Below are 23,476 nucleotides of genomic sequence, written 5' to 3'. Positions count from 1 at the left end.
CCGACTCCAGGCCCGATCAGGCCGATGGTTTCTCCCTGGCCGACGCGCAGGCTGATATCTTTCAGGATATGAACCCGCGCAGCGCCGGTGCCGAGCGAGAGGTTGACGTTGGAGATGGAAATGGTGTCCGGCACGAGGCCGGCCAATTGCGAGGTTTCGATGAGGCTGTCCATGGCTCGGTCATATGGCACTTCAGCAAGCCGGGTCGAGAGATTCGCGCGGCCGTTTGTGCACATACTTGTGTTGATGCTCGGCTTGATGACGGGACATCCGGCGCTGGCCGGGGCTGAGGCCACCAAACCGATCAAGGTGGTGGTGCTCGGGGATTCCCTGAGCGCAGGCCTCGGCCTGGCGGGCCAGGAGGCATTTCCGGCAAAATTGCAAAAGGCTTTGCAGGACAAGGGGCTACCCATTGACATGACGAACGCGGGGGTATCCGGCGATACCGCCTCCGGTGGCCGCGACCGGCTCGACTGGTCGGTGCCCGATGGGACCGAGGCCGTCATCGTCGAGCTCGGAGCCAATGACGCGCTCCGCGGCATCGATCCGATGCTCACCCGCAGCGCGCTCACCGAGATCGTGACCCGGCTGAAGGCGCGCAAGATTGCGGTCATGCTGTGCGGCATGCTGGCGCCGCCGAACTATGGCAGCAATTATGCGGCGAAGTTCGACGCGATCTACCCGGATCTCGCCAAGCGCTTCGACGTGCCGCTCTATCCGTTCTTTCTCGAGGGCGTCGCGGCTGACCCGAAGCTCAACCAGGCCGACGGCATCCATCCCACGGCGGCAGGCGTCGACATCATCGTCTCGAAGATGTTGCCCACCGTGGAGGCATTTCTGCGTCCGCTCCGTGGGCAATGATCGCCAACCGCTTAACGCAGGTGGTCCTCGCTAACCTGCGATAAGCCACTAGACCAAGGTTGTCCGCAGGTTTCCCATCCGTTAACGCGCCTTGCTTCGCAGAGTCATATAAGTTCGGTAGGAAATATGCATCGGCGATTCGTCGTCGATCAACTTCGGGAGGCCGAGCCCGTTATCTTGCGGGGGCGGTCTCAAGCATCGGGAGCCTCACACGATGCCGCGTCTGTTCACTGGACTGGAAATCCCGGCCGATATCGGCCAGACCCTTTCCGGCTTGCGGGGTGGCCTCCCCGGCGCCCGCTGGGTCGATCCCGAAAACTATCACGTCACCCTGCGCTTCATCGGCGATATCGACGGCGTCTCCGCCAACGAGATCGCCTCGATGCTGTGGCGGGTCAACCGCAAACCTTTCGAGGTGACGGTGCAGGGACTGTCCAGCTTCGGCGGCCGCAAGCCGCGCGCCGTGATTGCCAACATCGCGCCGAGCCGGCCGCTGATCGAGCTGCAGGCCGAGCTCGAGCGGATGATGCAGCGGATCGGGCTCGATCCGGAGGGGCGCAAATTCGTCCCGCATGTCACGCTGGCGCGGCTGCATGATGCCTCCAGCCAGGACGTCGCGGACTATCTGTCGGTGCGCGGCTATTTCCCGAGCCAGGTGTTCGTGGCCGAGCGCTTCGTGCTGTTCTCCTCGCGCGCCTCGACCGGTGGCGGACCCTATGTGGTCGAGGACGCCTACGAGCTGTGCCCGTGAGCTTTGCGTGTCGTTGTAGCTCGCCGGTATTTTGCGGCGGTTGTTTGGGCGCCGTATACCAAAACAAGGATGGTGCCCGCATAGCGGCCACCACCAAATGACGGCTTGCAATTTTCGTAAGCCTCATGACCTAGAGTGGGCTCATGCTGTCCACTCCGTCAGATGCGTTTCGCGCCCAATATCAGGCGCTCATCGATTCCGGCGCCATTGAGGCCGATCCCGCACAGGCGGAGGTCGCTGATGCTTTGGCCGCGCTGGAGCGTCGACTGTCGACCTACAAGCCTGCCCGTAAGCAGGGCCTGCTGGGCCGGCTCTTTTCCGACAAGAGCGAACCGCCGCGCGGCCTCTATGTCCATGGCGAGGTCGGCCGCGGCAAGACCATGCTGATGGACCTGTTCTTCCAGACCTGTCCGGTCGAACACAAGCGGCGCGCGCATTTCCATGAGTTCATGGCCGAGGTGCATGAGCGCATCTACGGATACCGGCAGAGCATCGCGCGCGGCCAGCTTGCCGATGCCGATGTGATCGGGCTGACCGCGAACGCGATCTTCGAAGATGCCTGGCTGCTGTGTTTTGACGAATTCCACGTCACCGACATCGCGGACGCGATGATCCTGGGACGGCTGTTTGCCAAACTGTTCGAGCTCGGCACCGTCGTCGTCGCGACCTCGAATGTCGCGCCCGAGGATCTCTACAAAGGCGGGTTGAACCGCGCCCTGTTTCTGCCCTTCATCAAGCAGATCGAAGACCACATGGAAGTCGCGCGGCTGGACGCACGCACCGACTTCCGGCTCGAGAAGCTGGCCGGCGTCAAGATGTGGCTGGTGCCGCCGGATGTCGACTCGCAGGCTGCGCTCGACAAGGCCTGGGCGAAGCTCACCGGCAACGCCAAGTGCAAGCCGCGCGACATCGTGATCAAGGGCCGCACCTTGCGCGTCCCGTGCTCGGCGCCGGGTGTCGCACGCTTTTCGTTCGCGGAATTGTGCGAGCAGCCGCTGGCTGCGTCCGACTATCTGCGGCTCGCGCACGACTATCACACCATCCTGGTCGACCGTATCCCAGTGATGGATTACGCCGAGCGCAATGCCGCCAAGCGCTTCATTACCCTGATCGACGCGCTCTATGACAACGCCGTGAAGCTGATCGCCTCGGCGGAAGCCAACCCGGTCTCGCTCTATCTCGCAAACGACGGCATCGAAGCGATGGAGTTCAAGCGAACCACCTCTCGCCTGATCGAAATGGGTTCGGAATCCTATCTGGCGCTGCCTCACGGGCGGAAGGACTCGATGGCCAGCGGCACCTCGACCGGGTTGGTCGAAACCTGACGTCGCAGGTACGGCGGCGGGCAAATCCTCTCAGTGGGCACACGGCCGCGAAATGGCCATGCCCGCGCCGCCAATGACGATCCCGACTGGGTTTTCAGGGGGGCTGATGGAAATGCAGGCAGCCGCGACAATTGGCCATGGCGCGACTTGAACGGCCAAGGCGAAAGGGATAACCAGCCTCCAGGCTTTTTCCACCTCCCTCCACCCGCTCGGGGTTCAAAGGACATTCCTCCATGGCGCGCGACAAGATTGCTTTGATTGGCTCCGGTCAGATCGGCGGAACGCTGGCTCACCTCATCGGCCTGAAGGAGCTCGGCGACGTCGTGATGTTCGACATCGCGGAAGGTGTGCCGCAGGGCAAGGCCCTCGACATCGCCCAGTCGTCGCCGGTCGACGGCTTTGACGCGCACTACTCGGGCGCCAATTCCTATGAGGCGCTGGACAATGCGAAGGTCTGCATCGTCACTGCCGGCGTGCCGCGCAAGCCCGGCATGAGCCGCGACGATCTGCTGTCGATCAATCTCAAGGTGATGGAGCAGGTCGGCGCCGGCATCAAGAAGTACGCGCCCGATGCCTTCGTCATCTGCATCACCAATCCGCTCGACGCCATGGTCTGGGCGCTGCAGAAGGCCTCGGGCCTGCCGCACAAGAAGGTGGTCGGCATGGCCGGCGTGCTGGACTCCGCGCGCTTCCGCTACTTCCTGGCCGATGAGTTCAATGTCTCGGTCGAGGACGTCACTGCCTTCGTGCTCGGCGGCCATGGCGACACCATGGTGCCGCTGACCAAATATTCCACCGTGGCCGGTATTCCGCTGCCCGATCTGGTCAAGATGGGCTGGACCTCGCAGGCCCGCATCGACGAGATCGTCGACCGTACCCGCAATGGCGGCGCGGAGATCGTCAACCTGCTGAAGACCGGTTCGGCCTATTACGCCCCGGCGGCCTCGGCGATCGCGATGGCTGAAAGCTACCTGCGCGACAAAAAGCGCGTGCTGCCCTGCGCGGCCTATCTCAACGGCGAATTCGGCGTGAAGGACATGTATGTCGGCGTCCCCGTCGTGATCGGCTCCAAGGGCGTCGAGCGCGTGGTCGAGATCGAGCTTGCCGGCAAGGATCGCGACGCCTTCGACAAGTCCGTTGCCGCGGTGCAGGGGCTGGTCGACGCCTGCAGGAAGATCGCGCCCGACTTGCTCGGCAAGTGAGGCATAGCGGCGGGCCGCCAGGCCCGCACGCAATCACCGGGTTGCCGGCCGCTTGGTATATGGTATACCAGGAGACCGAATTGGATCGTTGCAATTCACCCCAGGTGGGGTCGGGGAGCATGCTCGTATGAACATTCACGAATACCAGGCCAAGGCGCTGCTGCATGAATTCGGTGTGCCGATCTCGAAAGGCGTGCCGGTGCTGCGGCCGGAGGATTCGGATGCCGCCGCCAAAACGCTGGGCGGTCCGATCTGGGTGGTGAAGAGCCAGATCCATGCCGGCGGCCGCGGCAAGGGCAAGTTCAAGGAAGCATCCGCCGGCGACAAGGGCGGCGTCCGCCTCGCCAAGTCGGTCGCTGAGGTCAACGAGTTCGCCAAGCAGATGCTCGGCGCCACGCTCGTCACGGTTCAGACCGGCGCGGAGGGCAAGCAGGTCAACCGCCTCTACATCGAAGATGGCTCCGACATCGACAAGGAATTCTATCTGTCGCTGCTGGTTGATCGCGAGACCTCGAAGGTCGCGTTCGTCGTCTCGACCGAAGGCGGCGTGAATATCGAGGACGTCGCGCACGAGACTCCCGAGAAGATCGTCACCTTCTCGGTCGATCCGGCGACCGGCGTCATGCCGCATCACGGCCGCACCGTTGCCAAGGCGCTGAAGCTCTCCGGCGACCTCGCCAAGCAGGCCGAGAAGCTCGCGACCCAGCTCTATACGGCCTTCGTCGCCAAGGACATGGCGATGCTGGAGATCAATCCGCTGGTGGTGACCAAGCAGGGCCAGCTGCGGGTGCTCGACGCCAAGGTGTCGTTCGACTCCAACGCGCTGTTCCGGCATCCGGAGATCGTCGAACTGCGCGACGAGACCGAGGAGGACGCCAAGGAGATCGAGGCGTCGAAATACGATCTGAACTACGTCGCGCTCGACGGCACCATCGGCTGCATGGTCAACGGCGCCGGCCTCGCGATGGCGACGATGGATATCATCAAGCTCTACGGCATGGAGCCGGCCAACTTCCTCGATGTCGGCGGCGGCGCCAACAAGGAGAAGGTGACGGCGGCGTTCAAGATCATCACCGCAGATCCCAACGTGAAGGGGATCCTGATCAACATCTTCGGCGGCATCATGAAGTGCGATGTCATCGCCGAGGGCGTGGTCGCCGCGGTGAAGGAAGTCGGCCTGAAGGTGCCGCTGGTGGTGCGCCTCGAAGGCACCAATGTCGAGCTGGGCAAGAAGATCATCAGCGAGTCCGGCCTCAACGTGCTGCCGGCCGACAATCTCGACGACGCCGCGCAGAAGATCGTCAAGGCGGTGAAGGGAGCCTGACACCGATGGCGGACCGTCTCGCCGCACCGCTGCCGACGGAAGAGCATCGCAGGCTTGCGGTGTTCGCCGGCGAGTGGCGCGGCGAGGAGACGGTCTATCCGTCGCGATGGGTCGAAGGCGGCGAGGCGACATCGCACGTCTCGGCGCGCATGGACCTCAACGGCTTCTATCTGATCCAGGACACCAGGCAGAGCCGCGACGGCAAGGAAAGCTTCGCGACCCATGCGGTCTTCACCTATGACCGTGAGGATCGGCTCTACAAGCTGTTCTGGCACGATTCGCTCGGCTATTTCGCGCCGTCGCCGGCGTCAGGCAGTTGGAGTGGCAATTCCCTGGTGCTGGTCCGCGGCTCGCTGCGCGGCAATGCGCGCCACGTCTATGAGGTCATCGACGACAACAGCTATTCGACGAAGATCCAGTTCTCGCCGGACGCCGAAGGCTGGTCCGACGTGCTGACTGGCATCTATCGCCGGGTCGCTTGAGGGTCGCCGATGATCAGCGCCACGCAGATTGAAGCCTCGTCAAGCTGCCCGCTCGGCTTGAGCCGCGATCCTGCGCGTGCCGCGGCCATCTTGCTCAACACCCCGAAGAAACGTCAAACAATCTGGGTCTCAGCCCGGGGATCTCGTCTGGGGAGGTCGATGTCCACCCTCTCAACCCCAGTTCGAGTCAGGTAGTCCCGATGTCCGCAGCCGACCGTCATCTTCGCAACAGCCACGTATCCGGCCTCTCCGCCGGCCTCTGTGGCTTGTTTCTCATGTGTGCGGCGTCGAGCGCTGCGCAGGCCGGCGAGAGCGCGGCCGCGCTCGTGGCCTCGTTCCAGACGCTTTGCCTGGCCGAGCCGCTGGATTTCGCCGGCAGTGAGCAGAAGGCCACCGCGATGCAGCTGTCGATCCAGCAGAGCATTGGCGCGCCGCCGGACGACTCCGGCTATTTCTCGCGCTCCAAGAGCTGGACCGTCATCGGCGTTGCTCCACACGAATTCGTCGTGTCCGAGTCGCATGGGCCGAAGGGCGACTTCAAGAGCTGCGGCATCCGCTCCGCTGATATCGATGCCGCCGATTTCAAGGCCGAGCTCGCGAAGACGCTCAAGCTCGGCAAGCCCTTGAGCGAAGGCATGAGCTCCGACGGTCAGCGCAGGAACCTCGTATGGACGGTGGGCGATCGCACGCTCACGCTCTCAGACAAATCGCCTCAGAACGTCAAACAGGGCGTTCGCCTCCTCCTCTCCAACAAACCGCTCTAGAGAAAGAACGATGTCCATCCTGATCGACAAGAACACCAAGGTCATCTGCCAGGGCTTCACCGGCAAGAACGGCACGTTCCACTCGGAGGCCGCGATCGCCTATGGGACCAAGATGGTCGGCGGCACCTCGCCGGGCAAAGGTGGCTCGACCCATCTCGGCCTGCCGGTGTTCGACACCGTGAAGGAGGCACGCGAGGCGACCGGCGCGGACGCCTCGGTGATCTACGTTCCGCCGCCGGGTGCGGCCGACGCCATCTGCGAGGCGATCGACGCCGAGGTGCCGCTGATCGTGTGCATCACCGAAGGTATCCCGGTGCTCGACATGGTCCGCGTCAAGCGCTCCTTGCAGGGGTCGAAGTCGCGGCTGATCGGGCCGAACTGCCCGGGCGTCATGACCGCCGGCGAGTGCAAGATCGGCATCATGCCGGCCAACATCTTCCGTCCGGGCTCGGTTGGCATCGTCTCCCGCTCCGGCACCCTGACCTACGAAGCCGTGTTCCAGACCTCCCAGGAAGGCCTCGGCCAGACCACGGCGGTCGGCATCGGCGGCGATCCGGTCAAGGGCACCGAGTTCATCGAGATGCTCGAGATGTTCCTGGCCGATGACAAGACCAGCTCGATCATCATGATCGGCGAGATCGGCGGTTCGGCGGAAGAGGATGCGGCGCAGTTCATCAAGGACGAAGCCAAGCGCGGCCGCAAGAAGCCGATGGTCGGCTTCATCGCCGGTGTCACCGCCCCTCCCGGCCGCCGCATGGGCCATGCCGGCGCGATCATCTCAGGCGGCAAGGGCGACGCCGGCTCCAAGACGGCGGCGATGGAAGCGGCTGGTATTACCGTGTCGCCGTCGCCCGCGCGGCTCGGCAAGACGCTTGTCGAAAAATTGAAATCCTAATTCAGTGCTTTGTTCTTTTCGGCGCGAATATTTACAATAAATAAGGTAAACGGTCCTAACCGAGCCTGATCCGCTCCCTGCGGGTCAGGCCTTGCGCCGTATTTGATCTGGCGCACCGAAATCACCAGGACGACCTCATGTCTCGCCAAGATGCGAACGCCGCCTTTGCCCTGTCATCTTTTCTGCAGGGCACAAACGCGACCTATATCGACGAAATCTATGCTCGTTATGAGAAGGACCCCGCCTCGGTCGATCCAGACTGGCAGGAGTTCTTCAAGAGCCTGAAGGACCAGCCGGCCGACGTCATCAAGAATGCGGAGGGGCCGTCCTGGGAGCGTGCCAACTGGCCGCTCTCCCCGCGCGACGATCTGACTTCGGCGCTCGACGGCAACTGGGCGGAAGTCGAGAAGGCGGTCGGTGCCAAGGTCGCGGCGAAGGCTCAGGCCAAGGCCGTCGAGCTGTCAGCCGCCGACATCAATCAGGCGACCCGGGATTCAGTGCGCGCGTTGATGCTGATCCGCGCCTACCGCATGCGCGGCCACTTCCACGCCAAGCTCGATCCGCTCGGCATCGAGGCGCCGCGCAACCGCGAAGAGCTCGATCCGCGCTCCTACGGCTTCACGGAAGCCGATTTCGACCGCAAGATCTTCCTCGATCATGTGCTCGGTCTCGAATACGGCACCTTGCGCGAGATCGTCGCGATCTGCGAGCGCACCTACTGCCAGACGCTCGGCGTCGAGTTCATGCACATCAGCAATGCCGCGCAGAAGGCCTGGATCCAGGAGCGCATCGAGGGGCCGGACAAGGAAATCTCCTTCACCCGCGAGGGCCGGCGCGCGATCCTGATGAAGCTGGTCGAGGCTGAAGGCTTCGAGAAGTTCTGCGACGTCAAGTTCACCGGCACCAAGCGCTTCGGCCTTGATGGCGGCGAGGCACTGATCCCGGCGCTCGAGCAGATCATCAAGCGCGGTGGTAATCTCGGCGTCAAAGAGATCGTGCTCGGCATGCCGCATCGCGGCCGCCTCAATGTGCTGACCCAGGTGCTGGCGAAGCCGCACCGCGCGCTGTTCCACGAATTCAAGGGCGGCTCGGCCAATCCCGATGCGGTCGAGGGTTCCGGCGACGTCAAATACCACCTCGGCGCGTCGTCCGATCGCGAGTTCGACGGCAATCGCATCCATCTGTCGCTGACCGCCAATCCCTCGCATCTGGAAATCGTCGATCCCGTGGTGCTCGGCAAGGTCCGCGCCAAGCAGGATCAGCACGGCGATCCGCCGGACATGCGCATCTCCGTGCTGCCGCTGTTGATGCATGGCGACGCGGCATTTGCCGGCCAGGGCGTGGTGGCCGAGTGCTTCGCGTTGTCAGACCTGAAGGGCTACCGCACCGGCGGCTCGCTGCACTTCATCGTCAACAACCAGATCGGCTTCACCACCTATCCGCGCTATTCGCGCTCGTCGCCTTACCCGTCCGACGTCGCAAAGATGATCGATGCCCCGATCTTCCACGTCAACGGTGACGATCCTGAAGCGGTGGTGTTCGCCGCCAAGGTCGCGACCGAGTTCCGGCAGAAATTCCACAAGCCGGTCGTGATCGACATGTTCTGCTACCGCAGGCACGGTCACAACGAGGGTGACGAGCCGGCTTTCACCCAGCCGGTGATGTACAAGAAGATCGGCGCCCATCCGTCGACGCTCGAGATCTACGCCAAGCGCCTGGTCGCCGAGGGCGTGATGACCGAGGGCGAGGTCGAGAAGGCCAAGGCCGATTGGCGGGCCCGGCTCGATGCGGAGTTCGAGGCCGGTGCCAGCTATCGTCCGAACAAGGCCGACTGGCTGGACGGCAAATGGGCCGGCCTGAAGTCGGCCGACCAGGAAGAGGAAGCCCGCCGCGGCGTCACCGGTGTCGAGATCGAGAAGCTCAAGGAGATCGGCCGCAAGATCACCAAGGTGCCGGACGGTTTCCGTGTCCATCGCACCATCCAGCGCTTCCTGGAGAACCGCGCCAAGGCGATCGAGAGCGGCGTCGGTCTCGATTGGGCGACCGGCGAGGCACTGGCGTTCTGCGCGCTACTCCTTGAAGGCCACCAGGTGCGTCTCTCCGGCCAGGATTGCGAGCGTGGCACCTTCTCGCAGCGCCATTCGGTGCTGATCGACCAGGAGGATGAGAGCCGCTACACGCCGTTCAATCATCTGGCGCCGGAGCAGGGGCATTTCGAGGTCATCAACTCGCTGCTGTCGGAAGAGGCGGTGCTCGGCTTCGAATATGGCTACTCGCTCGCCGAGCCGAACGCGCTGGCGTGCTGGGAGGCGCAGTTCGGCGATTTCGCCAACGGTGCCCAGGTCGTGTTCGACCAGTTCATTTCTTCGGGCGAACGCAAATGGCTGCGCATGTCGGGCCTGGTCTGCATGCTGCCGCATGGCTATGAGGGGCAGGGGCCGGAGCACTCCTCGGCGCGCCTGGAGCGCTATCTGCAGCTCTGCGCCGAGGACAACATGCAGGTGGTCTATCCGACCACGCCGGCGAACTACTTCCACGTGCTGCGCCGGCAGCTGCATCGCGAGATCCGCAAGCCGCTGATCCTGATGACGCCGAAGTCGCTGCTGCGCCACAAGCGCGCGGTGTCGCGGCTCGACGAGCTCGCCAAGGACACGACGTTCCACCGCATCCTGTATGATGACGCCCAGATGCAGCCGGACGACAAGACCAGGCTTGTTCCGGACGATCAGATCCGCCGCATCGTGCTGTGCTCGGGCAAGGTCTACTACGACCTCTATGATGAGCGCGAGAAGCGCGGGCTCAATGACGTCTACCTGATGCGCGTCGAGCAGCTCTATCCGGTGCCGCTGAAGGCGCTGGTCACCGAGCTCAGCCGCTTCAAGAACGCCGAAGTCGTCTGGTGTCAGGAAGAACCGCGCAACATGGGCGCCTGGCACTTCATCGAGCCGTATCTCGAGTGGGTGCTGAATCAGGTCGGCGGCAAGAGCAAGCGTCCGCGCTATGCCGGCCGCGCCGCGTCGGCTGCGACCGCCACCGGTCTGATGTCGAAGCATCTGGCCCAGCTCAAGGCGCTGCTCGACGATGCGCTGAACTAGTCCTTCGTGGCCCGCATGAGCGGGCCACTCAGTACGCGTAGCCACATCTGTTCGTACTGGATCGCCCGCGCCCGCGGGCGATGACACTCACGTTTATGACCGCACGGGGTTATTGAGGATAAGACCATGACTGAAATTCGCGTTCCGACGCTCGGTGAATCCGTCACCGAGGCCACCATCGGCCGCTGGTTCAAGAAGGCCGGCGATGCGGTGGCGGTGGACGAGCCTTTGGTGGAGCTCGAGACCGACAAGGTGACCATCGAGGTGCCGTCGCCCTCGGCCGGAACGCTCGGCGAGATCGTGGCCAAGGACGGCGAGACGGTCGCGGTCGGTGCGCTGCTCGGGCAGATCAATGACGGCGCGGCCGCGGCCAAGCCCGCCGCCGCTCCCGCCAAGCCGGTCGCTTCGGCCGCTCCGCCGGCGGCAGCGGCTGCCTCGGCTCCCGCCGCGAAGGCGCCGCCGGCCGACGCGCCGCTCGCCCCTTCCGTACGCAAGCTCTCGGCCGAAAGCGGCGTCGATGCCACCACCGTGCCGGGCTCCGGCAAGGATGGCCGCGTCACCAAGGGCGACATGCTGGCCGCGATCGAGCGCGCAGCCTCGGCGCCGACCCCGGTCAATCAGCCGGCTGCCGCGGTGCAGGTCCGGGCACCGTCGCCGGCCGATGACGCCGCGCGCGAAGAGCGCGTGAAGATGACGCGCCTGCGCCAGACCATCGCCCGCCGCCTGAAGGACGTGCAGAACACCGCGGCGATGCTCACGACCTTCAACGAGGTCGACATGACCCACGTGATGGCGCTGCGCAGCCAGTACAAGGACGCGTTCGAGAAGAAGCACGGCGCCAAGCTCGGCTTCATGGGCTTCTTCACCAAGGCGGTGGTGCAGGCACTGAAGGACATCCCGGCGGTCAACGCCGAGATCGACGGCACCGACCTGATCTACAAGAACTACTATCACATCGGGGTCGCGGTCGGCACCGACAAGGGCCTGGTCGTGCCCGTGGTGCGCGACTGCGACCACAAGTCGATCGCCGACATCGAGAAGGGCATCGCCGATTTCGGCCGCCGCGCCCGCGACGGTCAGCTCAAGATCGAGGAGATGCAGGGCGGCACCTTCACGATCACCAATGGCGGCATCTACGGTTCGTTGATGTCGACGCCGATCCTGAATGCCCCGCAGTCGGGCATCCTCGGCATGCACAAGATCCAGGAGCGGCCGATGGTGATCGGCGGCAAGATCGAGGTGCGGCCGATGATGTATCTGGCGCTGTCCTATGATCACCGCGTCATCGACGGCAAGGAGGCGGTGACCTTCCTGGTGCGCGTCAAGGAGAGCCTGGAGGATCCGGCGCGGCTGGTGCTGGATCTCTGAGGCCGGAGTACTGATCATGTGAGGCGCGCCCAAAGCGCGCCTCAAGGCTAATGGGGGCACTCATGACCGATCGAGTTGCAGTCATCACCGGCGGTAGTCGCGGCATTGGCCGCGCCACCGCGCTTGCCGTGGCCGCGCGCGGCTTCAAGGTCGTGGTCGGCTATGCCAGCAACGAGGCCGCGGCCAAGAGCACGGTCGCGGCGATCGAGGCGAAGAACGGCAAGGCCATCGCGGTGAAATGCGATGTCGGCCATGAGCGCGACATCCTCGCTCTGTTCAAGGCGGCCGACGCATTCGGTCCGCTCGGGGCGCTCATCAACAATGCCGGCATCGTCGGACCGACCTCGCGGGTCGACGAGATGAGCGCCGAGCGTATCGAGCGGCTGATGGCGATCAACGTGACCGGCAGCATTCTCTGCGCCCGCGAAGCGGTGAAGCGGATGTCGACCCGGCATGGCGGCAAGGGTGGCGTGATCGTCAATCTGTCCTCCGTCGCCGCGCGGCTCGGCTCGCCCAATACTTACGTCGACTATGCCGCCTCCAAGGGAGCGATCGACTCGTTCACGGTCGGCCTCGGACATGAGGTCGCCGGCGAAGGCATTCGCGTTGCCGCCATTCGGCCCGGCCTGATCGATACTGAAATCCATGCCTCCGGCGGCGAGCCTGATCGCGCGCATCGGCTGGCGCCGATGGTGCCGATGAAGCGCGTCGGCACCGCCGAAGAAATCGCCAATGCCATCGTCTGGCTGTTGTCGGACGAGGCGTCCTACGTCACTTCAGCCATTCTCGACGTGTCCGGCGGACGCTGACGCCGACCGTCGCCCTCCTCAGACTAAATTCCCACGGAAAACTAGCATCATGGCTACTTACGATCTCGTTGTTATCGGCACTGGGCCCGGAGGTTACGTCTGCGCGATCCGCGCGGCGCAGCTCGGCATGAAGGTAGCCGTCGTTGAGAAGAACGCCACGCTCGGCGGCACCTGTCTCAATGTCGGCTGCATGCCCTCGAAGGCGCTGCTACATGCCTCGGAGATGTTTGAAGAGGCCGGACATTCCTTCGCCAAGATGGGCGTCAGCGTTCCCGCACCCAAGCTCGATCTGCCCTCGATGATGAACTTCAAGCAGCAAGGCATCGACGGCAACGTCAAGGGCGTCGAGTTCCTGATGAAGAAGAACAAGATCGATGTGCTGAACGGCAAGGGCAAGATTCTCGGCACCGGCAAGGTTCAGGTCACGGGCCAGGGCGGCGCGAGCCAGATGGTCGAGACCAAGAACATCGTGATCGCCACCGGCTCCGACGTCGCGCAGTTGAAGGGCATCGAGATCGACGAGAAGCGCGTCGTCTCGTCCACCGGCGCGCTGTCGCTGGAGAAGGTGCCTTCGAAGCTGCTCGTGGTCGGCGCCGGCGTGATCGGTCTCGAGCTTGGCTCGGTGTGGCGCCGCCTCGGCACGCAGGTCACGGTCGTCGAATTCCTCGACCGTATTCTCCCGGGGATGGATGGCGAGATCGCCAAGCAGTTTCAGCGCATCCTGGAAAAGCAGGGCTTTGCATTCAAGCTCGGCGCCAAGGTGACCGGTGTGAACACCTCGGCTGCGAAGCTCGCCGCGACCATTGAGCCGGCCGCCGGCGGCAGTCCCGAGACGATCGAGGCCGATGTCGTGCTGATCGCGATCGGCCGCGTGCCCTATACGGAAGGACTGGGCCTGCAGGAGGCCGGTGTCATCCTCGACAATCGCGGCCGGGTGCAGATCGATCACCATTTCGCGACCAACGTGCCGGGCGTCTACGCGATCGGTGACGTCGTCGCCGGTCCGATGCTCGCGCACAAGGCCGAGGATGAAGGCGTGGCGGTGGCGGAGATTCTCGCCGGCCAGGCTGGGCATGTGAACTACGACGTGATACCTGGCGTCGTCTACACCACACCGGAGGTTTCCTCTGTCGGCAAGACCGAGGAGGAACTGAAGCAGGCGGGCGCCGCCTATACCGTCGGTAAGTTTCCGTTTACCGCGAATGGCCGTTCGAAGGTCAACCAGACCACCGATGGCTTCGTCAAGATCCTCGCAGATGCAAAAACCGATCGCGTGCTCGGCGTGCATATCATCGGCCGCGAGGCCGGCGAGATGATTCACGAAGCGGCCGTATTGATGGAATTCGGTGGTTCGGCCGAGGATCTGGCGCGCACCTGTCACGCGCACCCGACCCGCTCCGAAGCCATCAAGGAGGCGGCGCTTGCGGTCGGCAAGCGTGCCATCCATATGTGATCGACGTCCGCAGGCATCATCGTTCCAATGCGCGTCGAACGATCATGCTGACAGACAGCCAAGCGCGATGCTGCGTCATTTGACCGCATCGGGCGCGGCTCGCGGGCGGAGATGGAGTGCCATGCTGCGCCGCTTGCTTCAGCCGTTCTGGGTCCTGCTTGCGATCATCTTCCTGATCGAAGCCTGGCTATGGGATCATCTCGAGCCGATCGTGGCGCGTGTGGTCGCGGCGATTCCGCTGCGCGCGCTCAAGCACTGGCTTGCGGCGCAGATCGACACGCTCTCGCCGCCGCTGACGCTGGTGGTTTTCGTGGTGCCGCCGGTCCTGCTGTTTCCGCTGAAGCTGGTTGCGCTTTGGCTGCTCACGCATCATCACTTCATGGGCGGAGCCGCCACGGTCCTGTTCGCGAAGTTCGTTGGTCTCGGCGTCACCGCCTTCGTGTTCGACGTGACGCGGCCCAAATTGTTGCAGATGGCGTGGTTCGCGCGGCTCTATCAGGCCGTGCTCTCGCTGCGCGCCAGGGCCTCTGAACTGGTCGAGCCGGTCAAGCAGCGTGTCCTGGACGTCGTGCGCGGCAATGGCGATCGCTGGTCGTCACGGTTCTGGCGGCTGATCCTGCGCTTCCGCAAGAGCGTGCAGGAAGCACGGTGACGTCACCTGCCCTCATCCAGGAGAGGGCAGGTGGTTACGCGTGCAGCCTTGCGCGCCGCATCAATGCAGAGGCAGCAGGTGCGGCTCGAACAGGCCGAGCGCAGTCATGGCGATGCCGACCAGCATCAACGCACCCGAAACCCAGGCCAGCGCCAGCATCCCGGTGATGATGGTCGCCGATGCCAGCACGATCGCGATCTGGAAGGCGCCTGACGCCAACTCATAGTGATGGTACTTGGCCGTGGCGAGGTCGCGCTCCTCCTCGGCATGCCTGGCGCGCTCGGAGAGCTGCTCGCTGCCTTCGCCGGTCTCCGGCTCCGACCGGTAGCGCGCGGCGTTCTTCTGCCAGTCGTCGATCTGCTTCTGCAGCGCCGCCCTGGTGGCGTCGTCGGGCAGCGCCGGCAAATTGAGCTTGCCCTGTTCGGCTGCCGTCTGCACCACAGTGCGTCGGATCGTCTTGGCCTGGAAGAACGCCCAGAGGTTGGAGGCTTCGACATTCTTGCTGATAGCTTCGGTCTGTGCGCCCTTGCCGAGGGTTTCCGACAGCGCCAGGAACAGTGCGATCACGGCGATCAGCAGTGCGATCTTCCGGTTTTCGCCCGAGGCGTGCTCGGCGTGTTCGGCGTGCTCCATGCTTTCATGTGCGCTCATCTGTTCCCCTCCAAGTCCATAGCCGGCACGATTGCCGGAACGGCAGGGTCAGCGCAAGAGCAACGATGTGACGGAAACGTGTCTGCGCCGGCTCAGCGCCGCGGGTGCGCTGAGGCATACACTTCGAGCAGCCGTTCAGCATCGATGCCGGTATAGATTTGCGTCGTCGACAGCGAGGCGTGGCCGAGCAGCTCCTGGATCGCGCGCAGATCGCCGCCGCGCGACAGCAAGTGCGTCGCAAACGAATGGCGCAGCGCGTGCGGCGTGGCGCTGTCGGGCAGCCCGAGCGCGCCGCGCAGCCGCTCCATTGCGAGCTGGATGATACGGGGACTGAGTGGCCCGCCCTTGGCGCCGATGAACATCGGCCCCTCCGCAGGCAGCGGGTAGGGGCACAGCGCGGCATATTCGTCGATCAGCTGCAGCACGTTCTGCAGCACCGGCACCATTCGGGTCTTGTTGCCCTTGCCGGTCACGATCAGCACGTCGCCTTCGCCCGGCCGCGGCACCTCGCGCCGTTTCAGGCCGAGCGCCTCGGAGATGCGCAGGCCCGAGCCGTAGAGCAGCGCCAGCACGGCGGCGTCGCGCGCCAGCACCCAGGTCTCGCGGGTTTCGCCAGCGCGCTCGTCGGCGTCTGTGACGCGCTTGGCCGCATCCATCGGCAGCGGCTTGGGCAGGCTTTTGGCAATCTTCGGTGCGCGGATCGCCGCGAAAGCCCCGACCCTGCCCTTGCCCTCGCGTTCCAGGAAACGGCCGAACGAGCGCAGGCCCGCGAGCGCGCGCATCAGCGAGCGGCCAGCGATGTCTCCGGCGCGGCGCATGGCCAGGAAGGCGCGGATATCGGCGGCCTCCAGCGCGGCGAATCGTGCCAGCGTGACGCGCTCGCCCCAGTGCTCGCAGAGGAACTGCAAACATTGCCGCAAGTCGCGCGCATAGGCTTCGACCGTCTTCGGCGACAGCCGCCGCTCGCTCTGCAGGTGCTGAAGCCACTGCGCCATTGCCCGCGAGACGCTGTCGTCGGCGCAGACGAGGTCGAGCGCTTCGGGGGCTTTTGCGGTCGTCTTCTCTACCTGGTTCTCTGCTTTGGCCATGGTGTTCTGGACAGCGCGGATGATCTAACTATATCGCATTGCCTTCGTTTACCATTCGCTAACCTCGCGCGGCCGCGCTAGCGTCAATTCCCCAGGCAAACCGATCCTAAACATGGACCGCGTGACCAACTCCCATTCAGGCGCGGCCGCCTCGACCGGCGTGGTCGATGTGCTGGTGCCGGTCGCGCTCGACCACACCTATTCCTACCGCGTGCCGCGCGGCATGGAGCTGAAACCGGGCGACGTCGTCGGCGTGCCCTTGGGGCCGCGCGAGGTGCTGGCGGTGGTCTGGGCCGACAACGCCAATCCGGACCCGCGCCTGCACAACCGGCTGAAGGATGTTTCTGAAAAGCTCGACGTGCCGCCGCTCAAGGACGAGTTGCGGGCGCTGGTCGACTGGGTCGCCAATTACACGCTCTCTGCCCGCGGCATGGTGCTGCGGATGTGCCTGCGCATGGGCGAGCATCTCGGGCCGGAGCGCATCCGGCTCGGCGTGCGGCTGGTGGGCGAGCCGCCGAAACGGCTGACGCCGGCACGGCGGCGGGTGATCGAGATCCTGTCGGACCGGCTGTTGCACGGCAAGTCGGACCTGGCGCGCGAAGCTGGCGTCTCCACCGGTGTGATCGACGGGCTCGTCGACGAGGGCACGCTGAGCGTCGAAGCGATGCCGCGCGCTCTGCCGCCGCCACCGCCCGATCCGTCCTTCGCGCAGCCGGAGTTCTTTCGCGAGCAGCGCGCCGCCGTCGATGCAATGCGCGCGCTCGCCGCCAACGGCACCTTCCATGTCGCGCTGCTCGACGGCGTCACCGGCTCCGGCAAGACGGAAGTGTATTTCGAGGCGGTCGCCGAGACCGTCCGCCGCGGCAAACAATCGCTGATCCTGATGCCGGAGATCGCGCTCACCGGTCAGTTTCTCGACCGCTTCTCGCGCCGCTTCGGCGTGCGGCCGCTGGAATGGCATTCCGAGCTGACGCCCCGCACCCGCCAGCGCAACTGGGCGGCGATCGCCGCCGGCGAAGCGCCCGTCGTGGTCGGCGCGCGCTCCGCGCTGTTCCTGCCCTATGCGAATCTCGGGCTCATCGTGGTCGATGAGGAGCACGACCAGGCCTACAAGCAGGATGACGGCGCGCACTACCACGCCCGTGACATGGCCGTGGTGCGCGGCCACATCGCCAAGATCCCGGTGGTGCTGGCCTCGGCCACGCCCTCGGTCGAGACCGAGGTCAATGTGCGCAAAGGCCGCTACCAGCGCGTCGCGCTGCCCTCGCGCTTCGGCGGCCAGCACATGCCGCACATCGAGGCCATCGATCTCCGCCGCGAGCCGCCGCCACGCGGCCGCTTCATCTCGCCGCGCCTTGCCGGTGAGATCCGCACCGCGATCGAGCGTCGCGAGCAGGCGCTCTTGTTCCTGAACCGGCGCGGCTATGCGCCGCTCACTCTGTGTCGCGCTTGCGGTCATCGCTTCGCCTGTACCATCTGCGACGCCTGGCTGGTCGATCACCGCTTCCGTCAGCGCCTGGTCTGCCATCATTGCGGCTTCTCGATGCCGCGGCCGCCGACCTGCCCCCACTGCGCGGCGGAGCAGTCACTGGTCGCGGTCGGTCCCGGCGTGGAGCGGCTGCAGGAGGAGGCGGCGGCGCTGTTCCCGGACGCGCGCAGCATGGTGCTGTCGAGCGATCTCATCACCTCGATCGAGACCATGCGCGCCGAGTTGACCGAGATCGCCGAAGGTCGCGTCGACATCATCATCGGCACCCAGCTCGTCGCCAAGGGACACCACTTCCCGAGGCTCAATCTGGTCGGCGTGGTCGATGCCGATCTGGGCCTGGGCAATGGCGATCCGCGCGCCGCCGAGCGCACCTGGCAGCTGCTGAACCAGGTGATCGGGCGTGCTGGCCGCGACCAGGGGCGCGGGGTCGGCTATCTGCAGACGCATCAGCCGGAGCATCCCGTGATGAAGGCGCTGATCGCGTGCGACCGCGACGCGTTCTATGCCAGCGAGATCGAGGCGCGCGAGCGCACGTCGTACCCGCCGTTCGGGCGGCTGGCGAGCCTGATCATTTCTGCAGGCGACCGGCCCACGGCCGAGGGGTTTGCGCGCAAGCTCGCGGCCACCGCACCGCGCGAGGAAGGCGTGACCTTGCTGGGACCGGCGGAAGCGCCACTGGCGGTCATCAAGGGCCGCTATCGTTTCAGGCTGCTTTTGAAATCCGCGCGCAATTTCGATCTGTCGGATTATCTGCGCCACTGGCTGGCGCATGCGCCGAAGCCGAAGGGCAATCTCAAGCTCGAGGTCGACGTCGACCCGCAGAGCTTTTTGTGAGGACGCTCCGCGTCGTCATTCCGGATCTGGTGCTAACGCACCAGCCCGGAATGACGAAAAGGGGGATGTTGCGCCCCTCACAGCACGCGAGGGGGCGCATGGGCCTCGCGGCTACGACACCACTTCGGCGGTGACGCGGCCGACGCCGGCACGGGTCAGACCGATCGCGCGGGCGGCGCCGGTCGAGAGATCGAGCACCCTGCCGCGGATGAACGGCCCACGATCATTGACGGTGACGATGACGCTTTGGCCGCCATGGGTGACGCGCAGCTTGGTGCCGAACGGCAGCGAGCGGTGCGCGCAAGTCATGGCGTTGGAGTTCATGCGCTGGCCGGAAGCGGTGCGGCTGCCGGACTCGCTGCCGTAATAGGACGCCATGCCGGAGAAGGTCCGGCCGCCGCCCGAGCTCGACCCGAACGAGGCATTGGCGTTCATCCAGGATCCGTTCGACCAGCCGTTCGAGGACCAGCCGTTCGAAGCCTGCTCGGAGGCCGCCTCGCCCATGTGCCGGGCGGCGTGGTGGTGATGATAGCGATGATGGTGATGCCTCGCCCGGGCCGACGCCTCGGTGGCGGTGCCACCGACGATCAGGGCGACGGCAACGGCCAGCGCGGTCCGCGAGCCGGCGATCTTGGCGACCGGCAGGTTGTTCAGTTTCAGCATCTATAATGGTTCCCTCAAGGCAGTATTGCCACGTTCTGTGGCCAGTGGACCCCCGTGACTTTTGAGCGGGCGCCGTTTGGTGGCGAAATGCGTCACGAATGGGGCAGTAGATTTTGAGCGTCCGTGCGAGAAATATTCCGTGATGCCAGAAGCTGATCCAAGAAAATTCCGTAATATTGCACGTTAACTGAAATTTAACCAGTTCAATACTTTCGAATACTGTCTAGATAAGTCTTTGTCATTTCTCGTAAGTTTTCAGCAAATATTGCGGCTGTAACGCGCGGGAGGCGGCGTGCGGCCCGAAAAACGCAGGTCAAGGGGATTCCTTCATAACGGCCATGCATGCAGCGCGGGGAACCCGGCCCCGACCAGCTCGCAATATGCGGTATGGTGTTCCGGTGACTGCGAACGGCTCGGCGTCGGGAGATCGGTGCAGGCCGGCCGCACCGCGACAATCAGGCGCCGATTGCGGGCCCCGTCTTGTTGCGGCTGCGCTTACGCTATGTTAGCAAAGCGCCGCTTTTCGTGATCGAGCCGCTCCCGCGGCGATCGAAAATCAAAGTCCGGCTTGAATTCCAAGGGCTTAATCGGTTTGCGCTGCATCGTGGCGCCGGTTTTTTCCTTGCGGATTTGACATAATAAAAAGAGCACGTCTGTGGCTGCTGAAGATCCATCCGTATCAGGTGTATCCGGTCGTTATGCGACGGCCCTGTTTGAGTTGGCCCGCGACGAGAAGTCGATCGACGCGGTCAAGGCTGATCTCGATCAGTTTGACGCGCTTCTGACCGAAAGCGCCGAGTTGAAGCGCCTGGTGCGCAGCCCGGTCTTCGCCGCCGATGTTCAGCTCAAGGCGCTGACCGCGGTGCTCGAGAGCGCCGGCATCTCCGGCATTGCCGCCAATTTTCTGAAGGTGCTGACCGCCAACCGCCGGCTGTTCGCGGTGGCCGACGTGATCCGCGCCTTCAACGCGCTGGTGGCCAAGTTCAAGGGCGAGGCCAGTGCCGATGTGACGGTGGCCGAGCCGCTCTCCGAAAAGAATCTCGACGCCCTGAAGGCCGCCCTGAAGACGGTGACCGGCAAGGACGTTGCGCTCAATGTGAAGGTCGATCCAGCGATCATCGGCGGTCTCGTCGTCAAGCTCGGCAGCCGCATGGTCGATAGCTCGCTTCGCACCAAACTCAATTCGATTAAGCACGCGATGAAAGAGGCAGGCTGATGGACATCCGCGCCGCGGAAATTTCCGCGATCCTCAAGAACCAGATCAAGAATTTCGGGCAGGAAGCCGAGGTCTCCGAAGTCGGCCAGGTGTTGTCCGTCGGTGACGGCATCGCCCGCGTCTACGGCCTCGACAACGTCCAGGCCGGCGAGATGGTCGAGTTCGAGAACGGCACCCGCGGCATGGCGCTGAACCTCGAAACCGACAATGTCGGCATCGTGATCTTCGGCGCCGACCGTGAGATCAAGGAAGGCCAGACCGTCAAGCGCACCCGCGCCATCGTCGACGCACCGGTCGGCAAGGGTCTGCTCGGCCGCGTCGTCGACGCGCTCGGCAATCCGATCGACGGCAAGGGTCCGATTGTGGGCGCCGAGCGCCGCCGGGTTGACGTCAAGGCTCCCGGCATTATTCCGCGCAAGTCGGTGCATGAGCCGATGGCCACTGGCCTGAAGGCGATCGACGCGCTGATCCCGATCGGCCGCGGTCAGCGCGAGCTGATCATCGGCGACCGTCAGACCGGCAAGACCGCGATCGCGCTCGACACCATCCTGAACCAGAAGCCGTTGAACGCGCAGAACGACGAGAAGATCAAGCTGTACTGCGTCTACGTGGCGGTCGGTCAGAAGCGCTCGACGGTTGCGCAGTTCGTGAAGGTGCTCGAGGAGCAGGGCGCGCTGGAGTATTCGGTCGTGGTCGCCGCGACCGCCTCCGACCCGGCACCGATGCAGTATCTCGCGCCGTTCACCGGCTGCACCATGGGCGAGTACTTCCGCGACAACGGCATGCACGCCGTCATCATCTATGACGACCTGTCGAAGCAGGCCGTCGCCTATCGCCAGATGTCGCTGTTGCTGCGCCGTCCGCCCGGCCGCGAAGCCTATCCGGGCGACGTCTTCTATCTGCACTCGCGCCTGCTCGAGCGCGCCGCCAAGCTGAACGACAGCCAGGGTGCGGGCTCGCTGACGGCGCTGCCGGTCATCGAGACCCAGGCCAACGACGTGTCGGCCTACATCCCGACCAACGTCATCTCGATCACCGACGGCCAGATCTTCCTGGAGACCGATCTGTTCTTCCAGGGCATCCGTCCCGCCGTGAACGTCGGTCTGTCGGTGTCGCGCGTCGGCTCGGCCGCGCAGACCAAGGCGATGAAGAAGGTCGCCGGCAAGATCAAGGGTGAGCTCGCGCAGTACCGCGAAATGGCGGCCTTTGCGCAGTTCGGCTCCGACCTCGATGCCGCGACCCAACGCCTGCTGAACCGCGGTTCGCGCCTGACCGAGCTGTTGAAGCAACCGCAGTTCTCGCCGCTGAAGATGGAAGAGCAGGTCTGCGTGATCTGGGCCGGCACCAACGGCTATCTCGACGCGCTGCCGGTCAACAAGGTCGGTGCGTTCGAGCAGGGACTGCTGTCGACACTGCGCGGCAAGCATACCGACCTGCTCAACGCCATTCGCGACAGCCGCGACCTGTCGGACGACAGCGCATCCAAGCTGAAGGCCGTCGTCGAGGCTTACGCGAAGAACTTCGCATAAGACGATGCCGTCATGGCCGGACTTGTTCAGGCCATTCACGTCTTCGACGTGGGCGGAACGCAAGACATGGATGCCCGGCACAAGGCCGGGCATGACGAAATGAGGCGAGTGGTCGAAGTCCTAGGGCAGATCACGGGGTGAGCTGGACGAACAATGGCGTCACTGAAAGATATGCGGGTCCGCATCGCCTCGACCAAGGCGACGCAGAAGATCACCAAGGCCATGCAGATGGTTGCGGCTTCGAAGCTGCGCCGGGCGCAGATGGCGGCCGAAGCGGCGCGTCCCTATGCCGAAAAGATGGACGCGGTGATTTCGAATATCGCCAGCGCTGCGGCGGGATCGAGCACCGCGCCGAAGCTGCTGGCGGGCACCGGCGCCGATCGGGTGCATCTGCTCCTGGTCTGCACCGGCGAGCGCGGCCTGTCCGGCGCGTTCAATTCCTCGATCGTGCGTCTGGCGCGTGAGCGCGCGCTGGCGTTGATGAACGAGGGCAAGGAAGTCAAATTCTTCTGCGTCGGCCGCAAGGGCTATGAGCAGCTCCGCCGCCAGTTCGAGAAGCAGATCATCGAGCATGTCGACCTGCGCGCGGTGCGCCAGCTCGGCTTTGTCAACGCCGAGGGCATCGCCAAGCAGGTGATCGCGCGGTTCGAGGCCGGTGAGTTCGACGTCTGCACGCTGTTCTATTCGCGCTTCAAATCGGTGATCGCGCAGCTGCCGACCGCCCAGCAGATCATCCCGCTCGAGCTCGAAGAGCGACCCGCCAATGCCGCGCCGATCGCGCCTTACGAATATGAGCCGGAAGAGGACGAGATCCTTTCGCGTCTGCTGCCGCGCAACGTCGCCGTGCAGATCTTCCGCGCGCTCCTGGAGAACAACGCCTCGTTCTATGGCGCGCAGATGACGGCGATGGACAACGCGACGCGCAACGCCGGCGAGATGATCCGCAAGCAGACGCTGGTCTACAACCGGACCCGTCAGGCCATGATCACCAAGGAGCTGATCGAAATCATTTCGGGTGCCGAGGC

20 protein-coding genes and 1 pseudogene are annotated in these 23,476 nt (G+C 64.5%); 17 read left to right on the top strand and 4 right to left on the bottom strand.

Annotated elements, in window-relative coordinates; genetic code table 11:
* Positions 1-173 (bottom strand): annotated as a pseudogene (locus BRAS3843_RS15800) (ABC transporter ATP-binding protein); the annotation flags it as partial.
* A gap of 55 nt (positions 174-228) precedes the next feature.
* Between BRAS3843_RS15800 and BRAS3843_RS15795 the strand changes: the two are divergent.
* The 13 genes from BRAS3843_RS15795 to BRAS3843_RS15735 all read left to right on the top strand — a co-directional run bounded on the left by BRAS3843_RS15795 (position 229) and on the right by BRAS3843_RS15735 (position 14,981).
* Positions 229-861: an arylesterase gene (locus tag BRAS3843_RS15795; protein ID WP_008969950.1), complete on the top strand. Its 633-nt coding sequence runs from the start codon at positions 229-231 to the stop codon at positions 859-861.
* A gap of 214 nt (positions 862-1,075) precedes the next feature.
* Complete coding sequence (gene thpR / locus BRAS3843_RS15790) at positions 1,076-1,612, top strand: RNA 2',3'-cyclic phosphodiesterase (protein WP_008969949.1); 537 nt, start codon at positions 1,076-1,078, stop codon at positions 1,610-1,612.
* A 143-nt stretch (positions 1,613-1,755) separates the two neighbouring features.
* Positions 1,756-2,937 carry a cell division protein ZapE gene (zapE, locus tag BRAS3843_RS15785; RefSeq protein ID WP_008969948.1) on the top strand — a complete coding sequence of 394 codons (1,182 nt, stop codon included), beginning with the start codon at positions 1,756-1,758 and terminating at the stop codon, positions 2,935-2,937.
* 233 nt (positions 2,938-3,170) lie between these two features.
* Positions 3,171-4,139, top strand: coding sequence for a malate dehydrogenase (gene mdh / locus BRAS3843_RS15780; RefSeq protein ID WP_008969947.1), 969 nt, complete (start codon positions 3,171-3,173; stop codon positions 4,137-4,139).
* A gap of 127 nt (positions 4,140-4,266) precedes the next feature.
* The gene (gene sucC, locus BRAS3843_RS15775) at positions 4,267-5,463 is read left to right on the top strand and encodes an ADP-forming succinate--CoA ligase subunit beta (protein WP_008969946.1); all 1,197 of its coding nucleotides are present in this window, start codon (positions 4,267-4,269) and stop codon (positions 5,461-5,463) included.
* A gap of 5 nt (positions 5,464-5,468) precedes the next feature.
* The gene (locus tag BRAS3843_RS15770; RefSeq protein ID WP_008969945.1) at positions 5,469-5,945 is read left to right on the top strand and encodes a DUF1579 family protein; all 477 of its coding nucleotides are present in this window, start codon (positions 5,469-5,471) and stop codon (positions 5,943-5,945) included.
* Positions 5,946-6,145: 200 nt separating this feature from the next.
* Positions 6,146-6,709: a hypothetical protein gene (locus tag BRAS3843_RS15765; protein ID WP_008969944.1), complete on the top strand. Its 564-nt coding sequence runs from the start codon at positions 6,146-6,148 to the stop codon at positions 6,707-6,709.
* A 10-nt stretch (positions 6,710-6,719) separates the two neighbouring features.
* Positions 6,720-7,604, top strand: a complete 885-nt coding sequence (gene sucD, locus BRAS3843_RS15760; protein WP_008969943.1) for a succinate--CoA ligase subunit alpha — start codon at positions 6,720-6,722, stop codon at positions 7,602-7,604.
* Positions 7,605-7,741: 137 nt separating this feature from the next.
* Complete coding sequence (locus BRAS3843_RS15755; protein ID WP_008969941.1) at positions 7,742-10,699, top strand: 2-oxoglutarate dehydrogenase E1 component; 2,958 nt, start codon at positions 7,742-7,744, stop codon at positions 10,697-10,699.
* Between the two features lie 126 nt (positions 10,700-10,825).
* The gene (odhB, locus tag BRAS3843_RS15750; RefSeq protein WP_008969940.1) at positions 10,826-12,067 is read left to right on the top strand and encodes a 2-oxoglutarate dehydrogenase complex dihydrolipoyllysine-residue succinyltransferase; all 1,242 of its coding nucleotides are present in this window, start codon (positions 10,826-10,828) and stop codon (positions 12,065-12,067) included.
* Between the two features lie 62 nt (positions 12,068-12,129).
* On the top strand, positions 12,130-12,876 hold the full coding sequence (locus BRAS3843_RS15745) for an SDR family oxidoreductase (RefSeq protein ID WP_008969939.1): 747 nt from the start codon (positions 12,130-12,132) through the stop codon (positions 12,874-12,876).
* Between the two features lie 49 nt (positions 12,877-12,925).
* Entirely contained in the window at positions 12,926-14,329 is a 1,404-nt protein-coding gene (gene lpdA / locus BRAS3843_RS15740) for a dihydrolipoyl dehydrogenase (protein ID WP_008969938.1), read from the top strand.
* Between the two features lie 121 nt (positions 14,330-14,450).
* Positions 14,451-14,981, top strand: coding sequence for a hypothetical protein (locus tag BRAS3843_RS15735; protein ID WP_008969937.1), 531 nt, complete (start codon positions 14,451-14,453; stop codon positions 14,979-14,981).
* Between the two features lie 60 nt (positions 14,982-15,041).
* On the opposite strand, the gene BRAS3843_RS15730 is transcribed toward BRAS3843_RS15735, so the two are convergent.
* Entirely contained in the window at positions 15,042-15,632 is a 591-nt protein-coding gene (locus BRAS3843_RS15730) for a DUF4337 domain-containing protein (RefSeq protein ID WP_008969936.1), read from the bottom strand.
* Positions 15,633-15,724: 92 nt separating this feature from the next.
* Positions 15,725-16,720 carry a tyrosine recombinase XerC gene (locus BRAS3843_RS15725; protein ID WP_008969935.1) on the bottom strand — a complete coding sequence of 332 codons (996 nt, stop codon included), beginning with the start codon at positions 16,718-16,720 and terminating at the stop codon, positions 15,725-15,727.
* Between the two features lie 112 nt (positions 16,721-16,832).
* On the opposite strand from BRAS3843_RS15725, the gene BRAS3843_RS15720 reads away from it, so the two are divergent.
* Complete coding sequence (locus tag BRAS3843_RS15720; RefSeq protein ID WP_008969934.1) at positions 16,833-19,043, top strand: primosomal protein N'; 2,211 nt, start codon at positions 16,833-16,835, stop codon at positions 19,041-19,043.
* A gap of 111 nt (positions 19,044-19,154) precedes the next feature.
* Here BRAS3843_RS15720 and BRAS3843_RS15715 read toward each other — a convergent pair whose 3' ends face one another.
* Positions 19,155-19,706, bottom strand: coding sequence for a septal ring lytic transglycosylase RlpA family protein (locus tag BRAS3843_RS15715; RefSeq protein ID WP_008969933.1), 552 nt, complete (start codon positions 19,704-19,706; stop codon positions 19,155-19,157).
* Positions 19,707-20,361: 655 nt separating this feature from the next.
* On the opposite strand from BRAS3843_RS15715, the gene BRAS3843_RS15710 reads away from it, so the two are divergent.
* The 3 genes from BRAS3843_RS15710 to BRAS3843_RS15700 form a co-directional block, all read left to right on the top strand.
* Positions 20,362-20,922 (top strand): F0F1 ATP synthase subunit delta, encoded by a 561-nt coding sequence (locus BRAS3843_RS15710; protein ID WP_035981833.1) that lies wholly within the window; start codon positions 20,362-20,364, stop codon positions 20,920-20,922.
* The gene (gene atpA, locus BRAS3843_RS15705; protein ID WP_008969931.1) at positions 20,922-22,451 is read left to right on the top strand and encodes a F0F1 ATP synthase subunit alpha; all 1,530 of its coding nucleotides are present in this window, start codon (positions 20,922-20,924) and stop codon (positions 22,449-22,451) included. The genes BRAS3843_RS15710 and atpA overlap by 1 nt, the downstream gene beginning before the upstream one ends.
* A gap of 153 nt (positions 22,452-22,604) precedes the next feature.
* Positions 22,605-23,476 (top strand): F0F1 ATP synthase subunit gamma (locus BRAS3843_RS15700; protein WP_035981832.1); only part of this gene is annotated, 872 nt, incomplete at its 3' end.

Origin of the sequence: Bradyrhizobium sp. STM 3843 (assembly GCF_000239815.1) — a bacterium.
Lineage (GTDB): Bacteria > Pseudomonadota > Alphaproteobacteria > Rhizobiales > Xanthobacteraceae > Bradyrhizobium.
The sequence above is the reverse complement of the archived record's forward strand: the minus strand, read 5'-3'. Positions and strand labels throughout refer to the sequence as shown.

Coding starts and splice junctions, on each gene's coding strand:
- odhB (WP_008969940.1), top strand. CDS start 10,826: ATGACTGAAATTCGCGTTCCGACGCTCGGTGAATCCGTCACCGAGGCC.
- sucC (WP_008969946.1), top strand. CDS start 4,267: ATGAACATTCACGAATACCAGGCCAAGGCGCTGCTGCATGAATTCGGT.
- lpdA (WP_008969938.1), top strand. CDS start 12,926: ATGGCTACTTACGATCTCGTTGTTATCGGCACTGGGCCCGGAGGTTAC.
- BRAS3843_RS15745 (WP_008969939.1), top strand. CDS start 12,130: ATGACCGATCGAGTTGCAGTCATCACCGGCGGTAGTCGCGGCATTGGC.
- BRAS3843_RS15770 (WP_008969945.1), top strand. CDS start 5,469: ATGGCGGACCGTCTCGCCGCACCGCTGCCGACGGAAGAGCATCGCAGG.
- BRAS3843_RS15715 (WP_008969933.1), bottom strand. CDS start 19,706: ATGCTGAAACTGAACAACCTGCCGGTCGCCAAGATCGCCGGCTCGCGG.
- BRAS3843_RS15725 (WP_008969935.1), bottom strand. CDS start 16,720: ATGGCCAAAGCAGAGAACCAGGTAGAGAAGACGACCGCAAAAGCCCCC.
- sucD (WP_008969943.1), top strand. CDS start 6,720: ATGTCCATCCTGATCGACAAGAACACCAAGGTCATCTGCCAGGGCTTC.
- zapE (WP_008969948.1), top strand. CDS start 1,756: ATGCTGTCCACTCCGTCAGATGCGTTTCGCGCCCAATATCAGGCGCTC.
- BRAS3843_RS15755 (WP_008969941.1), top strand. CDS start 7,742: ATGTCTCGCCAAGATGCGAACGCCGCCTTTGCCCTGTCATCTTTTCTG.
- BRAS3843_RS15765 (WP_008969944.1), top strand. CDS start 6,146: ATGTCCGCAGCCGACCGTCATCTTCGCAACAGCCACGTATCCGGCCTC.
- BRAS3843_RS15730 (WP_008969936.1), bottom strand. CDS start 15,632: ATGAGCGCACATGAAAGCATGGAGCACGCCGAACACGCCGAGCACGCC.
- BRAS3843_RS15735 (WP_008969937.1), top strand. CDS start 14,451: ATGCTGCGCCGCTTGCTTCAGCCGTTCTGGGTCCTGCTTGCGATCATC.
- thpR (WP_008969949.1), top strand. CDS start 1,076: ATGCCGCGTCTGTTCACTGGACTGGAAATCCCGGCCGATATCGGCCAG.
- mdh (WP_008969947.1), top strand. CDS start 3,171: ATGGCGCGCGACAAGATTGCTTTGATTGGCTCCGGTCAGATCGGCGGA.
- atpA (WP_008969931.1), top strand. CDS start 20,922: ATGGACATCCGCGCCGCGGAAATTTCCGCGATCCTCAAGAACCAGATC.
- BRAS3843_RS15720 (WP_008969934.1), top strand. CDS start 16,833: ATGGACCGCGTGACCAACTCCCATTCAGGCGCGGCCGCCTCGACCGGC.